We start from the raw sequence: 14,431 nt of genomic DNA, 5'->3' as shown, positions 1-14,431 counted from the left end.
CCTGAGTGGAGCGATTAGCATGAACAAGAACCTGACTTCGAACGATCTGAGCCATGTGATCGCGGCTGATAAGGCGCGGGTCTGGCACCACCTGACGCAGCATAAACCCTTTGAAAGCATCGACCCGCGCGTGATGGTCGAGGGCAAGGGCATGAAGCTGTGGGATGCGTTGGGCAAAGAGCATCTGGATGCGGTCTCGGGCGGTGTCTGGACGGTCAATGTCGGCTACGGGCGCGAAAGCATCGCCGATGTTGTGCGCGACCAACTGGTGAAACTCAATTATTTCGCAGGCTCGGCGGGCTCGATCCCGGGGGCGCTGTTTGCCGAAGCTTTGATCGAAAAGATGCCGGGGATGAGCCGGGTCTATTATGCCAACTCGGGATCGGAGGCCAATGAGAAGGTCTTCAAAATGGTGCGCCAGATCGGCCACCGGGTGCATGGCGGGCGCAAAACCAAGATCCTCTATCGTGAGCGCGATTATCACGGCACCACGATCACCGCGCTCGCGGCTTGCGGTCAGCCCCAGCGCGCGCAGCAATACGGCCCCTTCACGCCCGGTTTCATCGAAGTGCCCCATTGTCTGGAATATCGCGCGCAATGGGATGTCGAAGATTACGGACGCCGCGCAGCGGATGCGATCGAAGAGGTGATCTTGCGCGAAGGTCCTGATGAAATCGGCCTGCTGTGTCTGGAACCGGTGACGGCAGGCGGCGGCGTCATCACGCCCCCCGAGGGCTACTGGCAGCGCGTGCAAGAGATCTGCGCCAAATACGATATCATGCTGCATATCGACGAGGTGGTCTGCGGCGTCGGGCGCACCGGCGAGTGGTTTGGCTATCAGCATTACGGGGTAAAGCCCGATTTCGTGACGATGGCCAAGGGCGTGGCCTCTGGCTATGCCGCGATTTCGTGCACCGTCACCACCGAGGCGGTGTTCGAAATGTTCAAGGATGACAGCGACCCGCTGGGCTATTTCCGCGATATTTCGACCTTTGGTGGCTGCACATCAGGGCCTGCGGCGGCGCTGGAAAACATGCGCATCATCGAAGACGAGAACCTGTTGGACAACACCAACCGGATGGGCGCGCGGATGATGGATAATCTGCACGCGCTGATGGAGCGTCATGCGGTGATCGGCGATGTGCGCGGCAAGGGGCTGTTTTGTGGCGCTGAGCTGGTCAACGATCGCACCAGCAAAGAGCCTGCGGATGAAAAACGCGTCGCCGCCGTGGTCGCAGATTGCATGGCGCAGGGCGTGATCATCGGCATGACCAACCGCTCGCTGCCCGGCTTTAACAACACGCTGTGTTTCAGCCCCGCGCTGATCGCCACGCCCGATGACATTGACGCGATCACAACTGCGGTGGATGGAGCGCTGGGCCGGGTGTTTGGCTAGGCGCGGTCTTGCACTGCGTGAGGCTGCGCGCCATTTTGCCCGAGGGTAATGAAAGGAAGCACTATGCTGAAAGTCTATCTCTCGGGCGAGATCCACACCGACTGGCGTGACAGCGTCAAATCGGCGTGCAAGGGGCTCAAAATTGACTGGTCCGGCCCGGTCACCGATCACGCGGCCTCTGATGATTGCGGGGTCGAGATCTTCGGGGCCGAGGCGGATAAGTTCTGGCATGACCGCAAGGGGGCGTCGCTCAACGCGATCCGCACACGGCGCGGGATTGAGGGCTGTGACGTGCTGGTTGTGTGCTTTGGCGAGAAATACAAACAGTGGAACGCGGCCTTTGATGCGGGCTACGGGGCGGCACTGGGCAAGCCGATCATCGTGCTGCAACCTGATGATCACGACCATGCGCTCAAAGAGGTGGATGCCGCTGCCAATGCCGTTGCGCGCACACCCGAACAAGTCGCGCGCGCGCTGCGCTATGTGCTGACGGGCACGCTTTAGGCGGGGCGTGGCCTAGCGGTTGTAATAGTCGCGAAACCACGCCACGAAGCGTTCAACCCCGTCGCGGAAATCGGTCTGTGGGCGATAGCCGGTCAGGCTGTGCAACAGGCTGGCATCGGCCCAGGTTGCTGGCACATCGCCCTTTTGCATATCCATGTAAGTGCGTTTGGCGGGGATGCCGATCGCCGCCTCAATGGCCTCGACGAAATCCAACAGGCGCACCTTGTCGGAATTGCCGATATTGACCACGCGATAGGGCGCGACGGGGGACAGGCTGTCGCCCTCGGCGATGTCCTCGGGGGTCGCAGGGCGCACGGGCGGGGTGTCGATCAGCAAGGCGATACCGCGCACGAGATCCTCGACATAGGTAAAATCGCGATACATTTCGCCGTGATTATAGACGTCGATGGGCCGCCCATCGAGGATCGCATCTGTGAATTTGAACAGCGCCATATCGGGGCGCCCCCACGGCCCGTAAACCGTGAAAAACCGAAACATCGTGGTCGGGATATTCCACAGATGGGCATATGAATGGCCCATCGCCTCGGTCGCTTTTTTCGTCGCGGCATAGATCGTGAGCGGCGTGTCGGCCTTGTCGGTCTCAGCGTAGGGCATGTCCGTGTTGGCCCCGTAAACCGAACTGGTCGAGGCCATCAGCAGATGATCGACCTCAAGACGGCGCGCGATCTCCATGATGTTGAACGTGCCCACCACGTTAGTTTCAATATAAGCGCGTGGGTTTTCAAGGCTGTAGCGCACGCCGGCTTGGGCGGCGAGATGCACGATCACATCGGGGGCGAATTCATCGCAGACCCGATCTAGCAGATCGCGATCTTCCAGCATCCCCTCGGTGGCCGAGAAATTCGCATCTTGCAGCAGCATTGAATGGCGGCGCTGTTTCAGCGCGACGTCGTAATAATCGGTCATCCCGTCAAAGCCGTGCGCCCGCACACCCTGCGCCAATAACAGCTTGGCCAGATGGTAGCCGATAAACCCGGCAGAGCCGGTGATGAGAACGCGTTTAGCAGCCATGTGTCATATCCGTTCTTGAGGTGCGCGCGCCACTATAGGGCGGGAGGCGGGCCTGCTCAACGGCAGGCCTGTGGTGCACCTGATCAGAGCTCGCGTCGGGCTGCGCGCCCGCCGCGGCGTTGTTGCAACCGAGGCGCGCGGGCGGGCAATTGCGCCATGATCTCACGACGCTGCTCGGGGCTGAGACGGGTCCAGGCGCCGATCTCGTCGAGGGTGCGCAAACAGCCGATGCACAGCCGCTCTTGGGGGTGAATCTGGCACAGCTTGACGCAGGGGCTTTCGACCTCGTCGCGTTTCCAGATTTCGTCGCTCATTGCGCCCCCAGATAGCGCAACCGATCCAGCGCGCCTTGCAAGATAAACGCCGCCGCCACATGGTCAATCGCCTCGGCGCGTTTGGCACGCGACAGATCGGCCTCTAGCATCGCGCGTTCGGCGGCCACTGTCGACAACCGCTCATCCCAGAAAGAGATTGGCAGGTCGGTGAGATTTTCAAGGTTGCGCGCAAAGGCCCGCGTCGATTGGCAGCGCGGCCCTTCAGAGCCGTCCATATTCATCGGCAGCCCTAAAATCAGCCCGCGCAAATCCCGCTCGGCCACGATGGCCAGCAGCGCCTGCGCATCCAGACCGAACTTGCGCCGCCGGATCGTGAGCAGCGGTGAGGCGACCGAGCGCAGCCCGTCCGACACCGCCACCCCGATCGTTTTCGTGCCCAGATCAAGACCCGCCACCCCGCCTGTACGCGGCAGCTGGGCGGCGAATGCGATCATGTCGGGGCAAATCACTGAGACAACCCGGCGGCTTGCGCAGCGGCTTGAACCTGCGCCAAAGCGGCGGGATCACTGGCCAGCGCTTGCTGCGCCTCGCCCAATGCCTCAAGCGCGCGATCCTTTTCGCCCAACGTGGCAAGCGACGACACCACGCGCGACCATTCCGCTGCGGTGCCGCCCTCGGTCGTCAGGCGGTCAAACAGTCCATCGACCATGCCCTGAATCATCTGCTTGCGATCTGCGGGGCTCATTTGCGCGGCGTCCTTCATCTGCTCGGCACTCGGGCCGGGCAGCATCGGGGCGCCTTGGGTCGCACCTTGGGCAGGGGCAGGCGTGCCACCCGTCGCCTCAAGCGCTTTGCCCACGGGGGCCTGATGCGCCGTGTCGATCTTGGCCATATCTTGGGGCTGGGCGGCAAATTTGCCCTTCGCTTCGCCATAAATCGCATTGGCGCGATCCACCTCGCCAAGCATGCGCAACGAGGAAATCAGCCGCGCCCAATCATCTGCGCTGCCACCTTCTTGCGCCAACCGATCATTGAGCTGGTTGACCATCCCGCGGATCATGTTCTGACGCTCGGCCGGGGTCATATCGGCAGCGGCGGCAATATCGGCCTGATTTGGACCAACGCCGCGCGGCATCGGTGGCGTGTAGTCGTTTTCGCCCGCAAGCCATGCCAACTCGTTGATATTCTGACGAATCGTGGGCACCCAAGGCGCATCATCGGGCGAGTTGCGCAGCAAGCCGTCCCAAATGCGAAACGCCCGGTCCTCACGTGAATTCTGCACCATCATCAGGCCGACATAGTAAAGCGACAGCCCGTTTTCCGGATCTTTCTGCAGCGCAGTGGCAAAGACTTTCTCCGACTCGGGCGTGACAAGCCCCCCTGCGGCCACAACCATCAATTCGCCAAGCTGGGCGTAGTCATCGGCACTGGCCGCCTCGCCTTTGAGCGCCAGCAACCGCTGTTGCGCCTTCCAGGCCGCGTCGAAATTGCCCATCGCGGCTTCATTGCGCGCCAGCAATTCCAACCCTTTGGGGTCGTTTGGTTTTTTTGAAACGGCTTCGCGCAGTTTGACCATCAGTTCGGTGAATTTCGGGTCGGGTTTGGGCTGGTCAACCTGGCGCGCGGCGACCATTTTCTCAGCCGCTTCCTGCGTCGGGCGGCTGTCATAGCGTTTGTTGGCCATCGCATAACGCTCGGCGATGGGCTGATCGCCATAGCCCTCAGCGCCCATCCGGCCATATAGCCAGAACGCCCCGCCAACCAGCGCAACAGCCCCGACGCTCAGCACGATCATCGCCCACTGAGGTGCGCGCGACGTGTCCGACCCCGCCTGCACTTTGCGGTCTGCCTCCAGCATCCGGCGCGAGATTTCAAGCTTGGCGCGCTCGGCCTCTTCGCGCGAGGTCACGCCGCGTTCGACATCGCGTTCAATATCGCGCAGCTGATCACGATAAACCTGCACATCATATGACGCAGTCGGGGCCGGATCGCTTGCCCCCCCGCGCATCACGGCAAGTGCAAACAATAGCGTAATGATCGCGACAAGCGCGGCAGCGATAGTCCAGAACAGCATGGCGTTTCCTCTCCTTGCGCATTCATTTAGGCGAGAAATGCCCTGCCTGAAAGCCCCCAGCACCACGATGGAGCGCGATGTCGCAGCCTGATGTCGCTTTTTTCTCTGCAATGCCGCATCGGGGGGGCTGTCAAAGGGGCGCGCAGTCCATCACAAAGACAGATGAGAGTCGCCAGATCAGTTACCGAGGGCCGCCCATGAAACGCTATTCGATCTTTGCTGTCGCGCGCGAGGCGCTGCGCTATCACGCGGGATGGGAGCGGGCTTGGCGCAGCCCCGAGCCCAAGAAACGCTACAAGGTGGTCGTGATCGGCGCAGGCGGGCATGGGCTGGCGACGGCCTATTACCTGGGCAAGGTGCATGGGATCACCGATGTCGCGGTGATCGAAAAAGGCTGGCTGGGCGGGGGCAATACCGGGCGTAACACCACGATCATCCGCTCGAATTACCTGCAGGACCCTTCGGCGGCGATCTATGAAAAGGCCCGCTCACTGTATGAGGGGCTGAGCCGCGATCTTAATTATAACGTGATGTTCTCGCCGCGCGGGTTGTTGATGCTGGGCCAGACGGAACATGAGGTGCGCGGCTATCAGCGCACGGTCCATGCAAACCGCCTGCAAGGCATCGCCACTGAATGGATCGGACCCGAACGCGTGAAGGAATTGGTGCCAATCCTCAATATCGACGGGCCGCGCTATCCGGTGCTGGGCGCCCTGTATCAGGCCCGCGGCGGCACCGCGCGTCATGATGCGGTGGCTTGGGGCTATGCGCGCGCCTGCTCAAGCATGGGGATGGATATCATCCAGCAATGCGAAGTCACTGGAATCTCGCAAAATGCTGGAAAAGTGACAGGAATCACCACGAGCAAGGGCGAGATCAGCTGTGAAAACCTCGCAATTGTGGTAGCGGGCCATAGCTCGGTTCTGGCCGAAATGGGCGGCTTCCGCCTGCCAATCGAAAGCGTGGCGCTGCAAGCTTGGGTGTCTGAACCCATCAAACCCTGCATGGATGTGGTCGTAATGGCCAACACCGTGCACGGCTATATGAGCCAATCGGATAAGGGCGAAATGGTGATTGGCGGCGGCACGGACGGGTTTAACAACTACACCCAAAGGGGCAGTTGGCATCATGTCGAGGAAACCACCCGCGCGCTGGTCGAAACCTTCCCGATCATCTCGCGTCTCAAGATGCTGCGCCAATGGGGCGGTATCGTGGATATGACGGGCGACCGCTCTCCGATCCTGTCCAAAACCCCGGTTGAGGGCATCTTCGTCAATTGCGGCTGGGGCACGGGCGGGTTCAAATCGATTCCCGGCTCGGGCTTCGCAATGGCCGAACTGATCGCGCGCGGCCACTCACCGCTGGCCGCCGAATTCAACCTCAACCGGTTTAAGGAAGGCCGTTTCATCGACGAGTCGGTGGCGGCAGGGGTGGCGCATTGATGGCGCAATCTGTCTTCCTCTTGACGAAAATATCCCGCGGGGGTCCGGGGGCGCGAAGCCCCCGGCGCCTGCCAAGCAAAGGCCCGCTGACATGCTGACCCTCACCTGTCCCTGCTGCGGCATCATCGCCGAGGAAACCGAATTCGCGCCCGGCGGCGAGGCCCATCTCAAACGCTTTGGACCAGACTCCTCGGATGCCGACTTTGAGGGCTACCTGTTCGCGCGCAAAAACCCCAAAGGCGTGCATTTCGAACGCTGGCGTCACGCCTATGGCTGCGGCAAGTGGTTCTTGGCCGCGCGCTGCACCGCGACGCTGGAAGTCTTTGGCACCTACGCGGCGCAAACCCACAAGCCGCCTGCCGATTTGATTAAGAAAATCAAGGCGAAACGGCCCGAATGGGAGCCTCAAGCATGAGCACACGTCTAAGCAAGGGCGGTCGCCTGATTGACCGCGCAAAACGGCTGAATTTCACTTTCAACGGCAAGCCGATGCAGGGCTATGAGGGCGACACGCTGGCCTCGGCGCTGCTCGGGGCGGGGCAGGTGATGGTCGGGCGCTCGTTCAAATATCACCGCCCGCGCGGGATCATGGCCAGCGGCGTCGAAGAACCCAATGCGCTGGTGGGGCTTGGTCGCAACGCCCGTTTCGAACCCGATCAGCGCACCACCACGACCGAGCTGTTCGAGGGCGCGGAAACGCGCAGCCAGAACCACTGGCCCAGCCTTGAATTCGACGTTGGCGAGATCAACGACGCGTTCTACAAATTCCTTCCCGCAGGGTTCTACTACAAGACCTTCATGGCCCCGCAAGCCGCGTGGAAACACCTGTTTGAGCCGATCATCCGCAAATCCGCAGGCCTTGGCGGCGTGCCCAAAGAGGCTGATCCCGACCGCTACGAACAGGCCTATGCGCATTGCGATGTGCTGGTTGTGGGCGGCGGTGTGGCGGGGCTTGCGGCGGCGCTGCGCGAAGGGCGCGCGGGCAAGCGCGTCTGGCTGGTTGAGCAAAGCGCGTATTGGGGCGGGCGCACGCCTGTCGATGGCGGCCAGATCGACGGGTTCGAGGCTTGCGACTGGATTAAGACAACCCTGCAAGAGCTTGAATTGATGGAAAATGTCACGCTGCGCACACGGCTGATGGCGGCGGGTCAATATGATCATGGCTATGTCATCGGGCTGGAAAGCGTGGGCGATACCCGCCCCGGTGCTGACCTGCCGCGCCATCGTTTGTGGCGCATCCGCGCAGGGCGCACGATCACTGCGACGGGCGCAATCGAACGCCCGCTGGCCTTCGCGGGCAATGACGTGCCCGGCGTGATGCTGGCCAGTGCGGTGCGCGATTATGTGGCGAACTGGGCGGTCTCGCCCGGGGATCGCACGGTGATCGTGACCAATAATGACGATGCCTATCGCACGGCGCTGGCGCTGCTGGATGCCGGGCTGTCGGTGCCCGCCATCGTGGATGCGCGCGAGGCCAGTCACGGCGCGCTGCCCCAAGAGGTCAAGGCGCGCGGCGTGCGCGTGCTTGAGGGGCGCGCGGTGGCCAAGGTTTTGGGGCGCAAGCAGGTCTCGGGGGTGGAAATCTGCACACAGGCTGGCGAAGGCGGTGCGATTGAAACCATCGACTGCGACTGCGTGGCAATGTCGGGCGGCTGGTCGCCGGTTGTGCATCTGTGGTCGCATTGCGGCGGCAAGCTGATCTGGGACGCGGGGCAGGCGATGTTCCGCCCCGATCCCGAGCGCCCACCCCTGGGCGCGGATGGCACGGCGATGGTGCAGGTGGTCGGTGCGGCCAATGGCGATCTGACCTTGGCGGCGGTAATGGGGGGGGCGGGGCTTGGCGCCTGTTCCAGCGATGAGGCCGCGATGATGCCGGTCTGGCAAATGCCCGCAGGCGCGCCCCCTGCGTTGCGCTTCAAAAGCTTCCTTGATTTTCAGAATGACGTGAAGGTCTCGGATGTGCAGCTTGCGGCGCGCGAGGGCTATGAAAGCGTTGAACATACCAAGCGCTACACCACGCTCGGCATGGCGACGGATCAGGGGAAGTTAAGCAATATCAATGGGCTCGCCGTGCTTTCTGATGCGCTTGGCCAGCCGATCCCGGCCACCGGGACCACCACTTTCCGCCCGCCCTACACTCCGATCAGCCTTGGCGCGATCACTGCTGAGGCCAAGGGGCCGCTGTTCCAACCCCTGCGCCGCACGCCGATGCAAAGCTGGCACGAGGCGCGCCACGCCCATTGGGAGCCGGTGGGCCAATGGCGCCGCCCCTATTGCTATCCGAAAGCGGGCGAATCCCATCGCGAGGCGGTCAATCGCGAGACCACCAATACGCGCAGCAATGTCGGGCTGCTCGATGCCTCGACTCTGGGCAAGATCGTGGTGAAAGGGCCCGATGCCGGACGCTTCCTTGACATGCTCTATACCAACATGATGTCGACCCTACCGGTCGGAAAATGCCGCTACGGGCTGATGTGCAACGAGAACGGCTTTCTGATGGACGACGGTGTCGTGGCGCGCCTGTCTGACGATAGCTGGCTGTGCCACACCACCTCGGGCGGGGCCGATCGCATCCACAGCTGGATGGAGGATTGGCTGCAATGCGAATGGTGGGACTGGAAGGTCTATACCGCCAATCTCACCGAGCAATTCGCCCAAATCGCAGTGGTCGGGCCCAAGGCGCGCCAGTTGCTGGAGAGGCTTGGCGGCATGGATCTGTCCAAAGAGGCCTTGCCCTTCATGCAATGGCTTGAGGGCAGCCTTGGCGGTTTCGACGCCCGCATCTTCCGTATCTCCTTCTCAGGCGAACTCAGCTACGAAATCGCCGTGCCCGCCTCGCAGGGCCTTGCGCTGTGGGAGAAACTGGTCGCCGAGGGCAAAGACCTTGGCGTCATGCCCTACGGCACCGAAGCGCTGCATGTGATGCGCGCTGAAAAGGGCTTTATCATGATCGGGGATGAGACCGACGGCACGGTGATCCCTCAGGATCTGGGGCTGAACTGGGCGATCTCGAAAAAGAAGACCGACTACCTTGGAAAACGCGCCCAACAGCGCCCGCATATGACTGATCCCAACCGCTGGAAACTGGTCGGGTTAGAAACGCTTGATGGCTCGGTGATCCCCGATGGCAGCCACGCCCCCGCAGATGGCTATAACGCCAATGGGCAGCGCAACACGCAAGGCCGCGTCACCTCGACCTATTACTCGCCCACGATCGGCAAGGGCATTGCGATGGGGCTGGTGCTGCACGGGCCCGACCGGATGGGTGAGGTGATTGAGTTTACCGGAGAGGGCGATGCGATGGTCAAGGCGCGCATCACCGATCCAGTCTTTTACGACAAGGACGGGGAGAAGCAGAATGTCTGACGCTGTGAGCGCCTTGCAAGGCGCAACGCATGAGGGCTTTGTCACCGTGGCCGAAGCCGGGCTGGTCGGGATGCTGTCGATCCGCTGTGATTTAACATCAAAAACGCTTCTCAAGGCGCTGAAGGCGCATGGTTTTCCCAAGCCTGAGCCGCGCCAGATCGTGGAAGCCGAAAGCGGCGCGTTGGCGTGGATGAGCCCGGATGAATTGCTGCTGATATGCGATCATGCGCAGGCTACGCAATTGGCGCGGACGCTGTCGGAGGCGCTGGAGAAAACTCATGCACTGATCAGTAATGTTTCGGATGCGCGCGCGCTTTTTCGCATCCAAGGCGCGAAATCCGATCAGGTCATCATGAAATTGTGCCCCGCCGATATCGCGGCCCTGCCCACGGGCGAGATGCGCCGCACGCGTCTGGCGCAGGTGCCTGCCGCGTTCTGGCGCTCGGGCCCAAATGAAATTTCGCTGATCTGTTTTCGCTCGGTCGCGAGTTACGTGATGGGGCTGCTCGAAATATCCGCGCGCCCCGGATCAGAGCTTTTCGAAACCGCCTCTCCTTCCTCTTGATCCAAATATCCCGGGGGAGGCTCCACAGGAGCCGGGGGCAGCGCCCCCCAGCTTGACCGCTATTTGCCGATCCCCTCTGTCTCTCTCAATCAAGAGTATCGGTTGCTCTGCGGCACACATCAAATCGCCGAGTGCAATTTCGATCTCGGCGTTCAGGTGCTTTGGATTTTCCGGATCCGGTGTGAGGGTGATCCTTCGGATTAAATTGACCTAGTGCGCGTTGGTTAGGTGCGCCGTGGTTGTCTTTGCGACATGTCGGCCACCGACGCAGGGAGTTCCTGATCTGGCGCACCGCAGCTGCAAGCTTTGGGCCTTGAACCTGCAGCCCTTCAACCCGTCGCAGCTTGGCGATGAGGGCTTCCGGCTTCTCACGTTTGTCTGAGATCTTCGTTCCCACCTCGTGTCCCATGACAGGCAATGCCTTATGGTCAGATGCTCAGTCCGGCTCGTTGACCTGATAGAATCGAAACGGCCCCGCCGTGAGGGCGGGGCCGAGCTGAAGGCAGTCCGATTTTTGGCAATTTGCCGTCTTCGGCCATCAGGTGGGGAACGGGCCTGATGGCCGGGGCAGGCGCTCCTAGTCGAAGCGCAGGACGGAACTGCCGACCCAACCGGGAAGCTGGTCGGGGCGCGCGGGGGCGAAAATCTCGTAATAGACGGCGCCTTCGGGCCCGACGCCGATCGCAGCGTGGCGCGACCCCGCAGGAAAGAAAATCAGATCGCCCGGATTGGCTTCCATCTCACGGTCGTCGATCGTGACCCTCACCATCCCCTCGACCATCACCAACAGCTGTTCGTTCTCGTGCCAATGGGTCTTGCCATCGAACTCTGCGTCCGGTTCGGTCACGACACGAACGGCCGAGATCTTGTCGCCGCAGATTCCTTGCCGGTCCGAACCTGCGCGCATTCCGCCCACCGTGGGCAGCGCACTCCAATCAATCAACATCCTCATCTCCCTTGCTAAGTTTTTGTGCCCAGGTATGCGCGGTCACAGGCTCTTGCGGAAATGCTCGGCGATCTGACCACGGGTGGTGACCCAGATATCGTCGCGGCCAGCGCATTTCTTGGCAATTTCCGAATAGGCCCAAGCCCCGGCGGGGCGACCGTAGCAATGGCAATGCACCAGAACATCGATGATCACCGGGTCGTCGGTATTGGCCAGCATATGCTCCAGCGCGTCATCGAAGACTTCCACGAATTGGCGCGGCGTCCGCCCGAACCGCATGGAGTGCGACAAGTCGTTGAAATCAATCGTCAATGGAATCGAAATCAGTTCGCCTTCGGGATAACGTTGCAGATAGGGCAGATCGCGATCAAGCATGTCCCCTTGCCATTCATATCCCGCACCAATCAGGCGGCGCATCGTGTCATGGCCGGCCGTCGCACGCGGGCTGATCCAGCCTTTCGGATGCTGCCCAAGCGCACCGCCCAGCAGATCCGTCGTCTGGGCAATGTATCGGGCATCGTCTTCAGCGCTCAACTTGGCGGGGATTAGATCCTGCGCGTAACCGTGCGCGACGATTTCATGCCCCGCCTCAATCACCGCGCGCAGCTGTTCGGGATCGCGTTCAGCGATTGCACCAGAGGTAAAGATATTGGCCGAGACCTCTGATTTCCCGAGTTCTTTCACGAGACGCTTGATCCCTGTTTGCGCACCGTAATTGCCGTAACTGTCGGCATTGGGATCAAAAACCCCGGCAGGGAGAGGATTGCCCATCGGCCCAACGCCCGAGGATGTACCCTCTGACCAGACTTCGTAGGCGATATTGAAAACGACCGCTACATGCCGGTCGCCCGGCCAACGGAAGCCTTTGGGGGCTTCGACGATTTCTGGTTGAACGTTATCTCGGGGCATGAGGCTTCTCCCTTGCTTGCGGCCATCTCCTGATGTGTTGATAGCGCCCCGGCGCACTGCATTACATTTCATATGCGGCAGGGCACACTGCATGTCGTGCAGCATACCCAGACAGGACGCTCATGCACCTCATTCATTTTGACATGAAGAATTTGCATCACCTTCAGGTAAAAACGGCTAACGCCCTCGGCCCGGGCTGTGCCAACCTCATCAGACACCGACGATGCCTGGGCCGGTCAGCCGCGCTTGGCGAGCATTGGTGAATGGGAGGAGAAATGATGAAACGGACATTGAGCAGTCTCGCGGCTGCGACCACAATTGCGATTGCCGCCCTGAGCGGCGCGGCGCAGGCTCAAAATATCGAGCTGAAGCTCGCCTGGCTGAGCGCCGACAGCCCCAATGACCCCTACGCGGTTACAGCACATGCTTTCAAAGACGCGATCGAGGCGGCTATGCCGGGCAAGGTCAGCGTCGCGCTGTTTCCCAACAGGCAGCTTGGCGACGAAAAGGACGTGCTGGAGAACATGCAGTTCGGCACGATCGACATGGGGGTGATCACCAACGCTGTGGTCGCGACGGTCGAACCAAGCTACCAACTGCTGGACCTGCCTTTCCTGTTTTCCAGCGCCGAGCAGGCACATAAGGTGCTTAATGGCCCGGTCGGCGAGAAACTGGCAGCCAATCTTGAAAAGCGCGGCGTGGTTTCGCTTGGCGCGGCCGAGGGCGGGTTCCGCAACATGATCAACAACGACCATCCGATCGAGAAACCCTCGGATGTCGAAGGCGTCAAGTTCCGCACGATGCAGAACCCGGTCTTTATTGACATGTTCAATTCGCTTGGCGGCAGCCCGGTGCCGATGGCTTGGGGTGAGGTCTATACCGCCGTTCAGCAAGGGACGATCGACGGGCTTGAAATTCCGTTGTCGGTTGTTCAGGCGAACAAGTTCCCCGAAGTGGTGAAATATGCCTCGATGACCCGGCATACCTATTCGGCGGTCCATCTGCTGATCTCGAAAAAGACACTCGATGGTCTGCCTGCAGATGTTCAGGCTGCGATCCGCGAAGCCGGGCACACAGCCGTGCTGGAGGAACGCAAGACCGTCGAGGCCAACGAATCCGTGGTCCGCGAAAAGCTTGTGGCGGAGGGGATGCAGATCAATGACGTACCCGACCTTGCTGCCTTCCGCGAGAAAGTGAAAGGTGTCTACGGGCAATTCGCCAATTCGATCGGCCCGGATCTGCTGAAAGAAGCCGAAGACGCGGTCGCGCAAGACAATTGACAAGACGGCCCGGCGCCAGTCGATGCGCCGGGCCGCCGCCAGAGGGGAGGAGCCGATGAACCGCATCACAGCTGCCATCAGATGGCTGAGCGATTGGATCGCAAAGGTAACATCGGGCATTTGCGTGCTGCTGATCTTCGTGATGTTGGGATTGCTGAGCTTGCAGGTCGCCATGAGGTACCTGTTAGGCGCGCCCCCAAGCTGGACCGAAGAGATGGCTATCATCCTGTTTTGCTGGGTGGTTCTGCTTTACGGGTCGGTCGGGCTACGGGAAGGATCGCAGGTGGCAGTCGATTTGCTTCCCGAGCGGTTCGAACGTATCCGCGCCGTTTCCGATCGGATCGTGCAGGTTCTGGTTCTGACCTTCGGGGGAATCCTTTTTTGGTCAGGCTGGTTCTATGTGTTGCGTACTCAGGGACAACGCACAGCAGCACTGCAAGCTCCTATCGACATTCTGTATCTGTCGGCCCCGGTCGCCGGTGCGTTGATCGCGCTGCATGCGATCGCGGCGCTGGTCTCGCCCCTCGCGCGTGACGACACGGCTCACGGATCCGGCGCCGATCCCTGGGAAGAGCCTTCTGACCCCTCGCCGCCTTCCGGCAGCGAAGCCCGGAACTGATTTAGAGAACGTGCGAAAAGGAC

The 14,431-nt window shown here is 61.2% G+C and carries 14 protein-coding genes; 8 read left to right on the top strand and 6 right to left on the bottom strand.

Annotated elements, in window-relative coordinates:
• The first annotated feature begins 19 nt into the window (after positions 1-19).
• Together AB4874_RS12580 and AB4874_RS12575 are read left to right on the top strand one after the other, a co-directional pair.
• Positions 20-1,396 (top strand): aminotransferase family protein, encoded by a 1,377-nt coding sequence (locus AB4874_RS12580; RefSeq protein WP_368392235.1) that lies wholly within the window; start codon positions 20-22, stop codon positions 1,394-1,396.
• 63 nt (positions 1,397-1,459) lie between these two features.
• Positions 1,460-1,900, top strand: coding sequence for a YtoQ family protein (locus AB4874_RS12575; protein ID WP_295532714.1), 441 nt, complete (start codon positions 1,460-1,462; stop codon positions 1,898-1,900).
• 12 nt (positions 1,901-1,912) lie between these two features.
• On the opposite strand, the gene AB4874_RS12570 is transcribed toward AB4874_RS12575, so the two are convergent.
• The 4 genes from AB4874_RS12570 to ccmI all read right to left on the bottom strand — a co-directional run bounded on the left by AB4874_RS12570 (position 1,913) and on the right by ccmI (position 5,281).
• Positions 1,913-2,932, bottom strand: coding sequence for an NAD-dependent epimerase/dehydratase family protein (locus AB4874_RS12570; protein WP_368392234.1), 1,020 nt, complete (start codon positions 2,930-2,932; stop codon positions 1,913-1,915).
• Between the two features lie 83 nt (positions 2,933-3,015).
• Positions 3,016-3,246 (bottom strand): DUF1289 domain-containing protein, encoded by a 231-nt coding sequence (locus tag AB4874_RS12565; protein ID WP_368392233.1) that lies wholly within the window; start codon positions 3,244-3,246, stop codon positions 3,016-3,018.
• The gene (gene ruvX / locus AB4874_RS12560) at positions 3,243-3,701 is read right to left on the bottom strand and encodes a Holliday junction resolvase RuvX (protein ID WP_438273477.1); all 459 of its coding nucleotides are present in this window, start codon (positions 3,699-3,701) and stop codon (positions 3,243-3,245) included. The genes AB4874_RS12565 and ruvX overlap by 4 nt, the downstream gene beginning before the upstream one ends.
• Positions 3,702-3,712: 11 nt before the next feature.
• Entirely contained in the window at positions 3,713-5,281 is a 1,569-nt protein-coding gene (gene ccmI / locus AB4874_RS12555) for a c-type cytochrome biogenesis protein CcmI (RefSeq protein WP_368392232.1), read from the bottom strand.
• Positions 5,282-5,478: 197 nt separating this feature from the next.
• On the opposite strand from ccmI, the gene AB4874_RS12550 reads away from it, so the two are divergent.
• The 4 genes from AB4874_RS12550 (at position 5,479) to AB4874_RS12535 (ending at position 10,654) form a co-directional block, all read left to right on the top strand.
• On the top strand, positions 5,479-6,723 hold the full coding sequence (locus AB4874_RS12550) for a sarcosine oxidase subunit beta family protein (protein ID WP_368392231.1): 1,245 nt from the start codon (positions 5,479-5,481) through the stop codon (positions 6,721-6,723).
• Between the two features lie 91 nt (positions 6,724-6,814).
• Positions 6,815-7,138, top strand: coding sequence for a sarcosine oxidase subunit delta (locus AB4874_RS12545; protein ID WP_368392230.1), 324 nt, complete (start codon positions 6,815-6,817; stop codon positions 7,136-7,138).
• A complete protein-coding gene (locus AB4874_RS12540) occupies positions 7,135-10,089 on the top strand; it encodes a sarcosine oxidase subunit alpha family protein (RefSeq protein WP_368392229.1) in 2,955 nt (984 codons plus the stop codon). The genes AB4874_RS12545 and AB4874_RS12540 overlap by 4 nt, the downstream gene beginning before the upstream one ends.
• Positions 10,082-10,654, top strand: a complete 573-nt coding sequence (locus AB4874_RS12535) for a sarcosine oxidase subunit gamma (protein ID WP_368392228.1) — start codon at positions 10,082-10,084, stop codon at positions 10,652-10,654. Before AB4874_RS12540 ends, AB4874_RS12535 begins: the two co-directional genes overlap by 8 nt.
• Positions 10,655-11,231: 577 nt before the next feature.
• Here AB4874_RS12535 and AB4874_RS12530 read toward each other — a convergent pair.
• A complete protein-coding gene (locus AB4874_RS12530; protein ID WP_368392227.1) occupies positions 11,232-11,600 on the bottom strand; it encodes a cupin domain-containing protein in 369 nt (122 codons plus the stop codon).
• Positions 11,601-11,642: 42 nt separating this feature from the next.
• Complete coding sequence (locus AB4874_RS12525) at positions 11,643-12,509, bottom strand: polysaccharide deacetylase family protein (RefSeq protein WP_295532704.1); 867 nt, start codon at positions 12,507-12,509, stop codon at positions 11,643-11,645.
• A gap of 278 nt (positions 12,510-12,787) precedes the next feature.
• On the opposite strand from AB4874_RS12525, the gene AB4874_RS12520 reads away from it, so the two are divergent.
• Both AB4874_RS12520 and AB4874_RS12515 read left to right on the top strand, forming a co-directional pair.
• Positions 12,788-13,789, top strand: coding sequence for a TRAP transporter substrate-binding protein (locus tag AB4874_RS12520; protein ID WP_368392226.1), 1,002 nt, complete (start codon positions 12,788-12,790; stop codon positions 13,787-13,789).
• A gap of 55 nt (positions 13,790-13,844) precedes the next feature.
• Complete coding sequence (locus AB4874_RS12515) at positions 13,845-14,408, top strand: TRAP transporter small permease (protein WP_368392225.1); 564 nt, start codon at positions 13,845-13,847, stop codon at positions 14,406-14,408.
• The last annotated feature ends 23 nt before the right edge of the window (positions 14,409-14,431 follow it).

The sequence above is a fragment of the Thioclava arctica genome (genome assembly GCF_040892615.1).
Taxonomy (GTDB): domain Bacteria; phylum Pseudomonadota; class Alphaproteobacteria; order Rhodobacterales; family Rhodobacteraceae; genus Thioclava; species Thioclava arctica.
Note: the sequence above shows the minus strand (reverse complement) of the source record. Positions and strands in the feature narration are given on the sequence as shown.

Coding starts and splice junctions, on each gene's coding strand:
- AB4874_RS12580 (WP_368392235.1), top strand. CDS start 20: ATGAACAAGAACCTGACTTCGAACGATCTGAGCCATGTGATCGCGGCT.
- AB4874_RS12575 (WP_295532714.1), top strand. CDS start 1,460: ATGCTGAAAGTCTATCTCTCGGGCGAGATCCACACCGACTGGCGTGAC.
- AB4874_RS12570 (WP_368392234.1), bottom strand. CDS start 2,932: ATGGCTGCTAAACGCGTTCTCATCACCGGCTCTGCCGGGTTTATCGGC.
- AB4874_RS12565 (WP_368392233.1), bottom strand. CDS start 3,246: ATGAGCGACGAAATCTGGAAACGCGACGAGGTCGAAAGCCCCTGCGTC.
- ruvX (WP_438273477.1), bottom strand. CDS start 3,701: ATGATCGCATTCGCCGCCCAGCTGCCGCGTACAGGCGGGGTGGCGGGT.
- ccmI (WP_368392232.1), bottom strand. CDS start 5,281: ATGCTGTTCTGGACTATCGCTGCCGCGCTTGTCGCGATCATTACGCTA.
- AB4874_RS12550 (WP_368392231.1), top strand. CDS start 5,479: ATGAAACGCTATTCGATCTTTGCTGTCGCGCGCGAGGCGCTGCGCTAT.
- AB4874_RS12545 (WP_368392230.1), top strand. CDS start 6,815: ATGCTGACCCTCACCTGTCCCTGCTGCGGCATCATCGCCGAGGAAACC.
- AB4874_RS12540 (WP_368392229.1), top strand. CDS start 7,135: ATGAGCACACGTCTAAGCAAGGGCGGTCGCCTGATTGACCGCGCAAAA.
- AB4874_RS12535 (WP_368392228.1), top strand. CDS start 10,082: ATGTCTGACGCTGTGAGCGCCTTGCAAGGCGCAACGCATGAGGGCTTT.
- AB4874_RS12530 (WP_368392227.1), bottom strand. CDS start 11,600: ATGTTGATTGATTGGAGTGCGCTGCCCACGGTGGGCGGAATGCGCGCA.
- AB4874_RS12525 (WP_295532704.1), bottom strand. CDS start 12,509: ATGCCCCGAGATAACGTTCAACCAGAAATCGTCGAAGCCCCCAAAGGC.
- AB4874_RS12520 (WP_368392226.1), top strand. CDS start 12,788: ATGAAACGGACATTGAGCAGTCTCGCGGCTGCGACCACAATTGCGATT.
- AB4874_RS12515 (WP_368392225.1), top strand. CDS start 13,845: ATGAACCGCATCACAGCTGCCATCAGATGGCTGAGCGATTGGATCGCA.